At 44.6% G+C, this 513-nt stretch carries 1 protein-coding gene; it reads right to left on the bottom strand.

Annotated elements, in window-relative coordinates:
* Positions 1-196: DnaA N-terminal domain-containing protein (locus KQJ18_RS24385; RefSeq protein WP_346014734.1), on the bottom strand; the 196-nt coding region annotated here is incomplete at its 3' end.
* Positions 197-513: the final 317 nt, after the last annotated feature.

Here is a 513-nt window from a genome sequence, read left to right as displayed (position 1 = left end):
AGTTATTTAGTAATCCATTAATATTATTAAGGTATTTGTCCCTTACCCAATCGAGCACAAAACGGTTTGGCGCATACAAAGCCAGCGTGTTATCGCTCAGTTCCGCCTGCAACGGGCGTATCCACATACTGAATTCTGTGGCTGGTAACTCATCCTGCAATCGGGCAAGACACTGCTGCCAAAGCGAAAGTGACACGGCGGACTCCACTCGAACAAAAGTCGATAAATGACAAAGGCTGAAACATTCATGATTGTTGACGCACATCGACAAGACCCTATGCAAAGGGTGACGTGCGAATTGCTATCTGCAATTTTACCCGATCAGGATCCATTGAAACGATCGGGACCGCGGATCATAGCGTAAACTGAGAAAGAGATCTTCTGTTTCTCACAGATTCTTCCCGATTTATCCACAGGATGATCCAGAATCGGCTAAGTGTAAACGATCCTGGAGAAGTGCTGCAGGTTTTAGCGCGCATATTGAAAAAATTAATGAGTAAAGATGCTTTACTG

It is taken from the genome of Citrobacter sp. S55_ASV_140, assembly GCF_018919505.1.
GTDB classification, from domain to species: Bacteria; Pseudomonadota; Gammaproteobacteria; order Enterobacterales; family Enterobacteriaceae; genus Citrobacter; species Citrobacter werkmanii.
The sequence above is the reverse complement of the archived record's forward strand: the minus strand, read 5'-3'. Positions and strand labels throughout refer to the sequence as shown.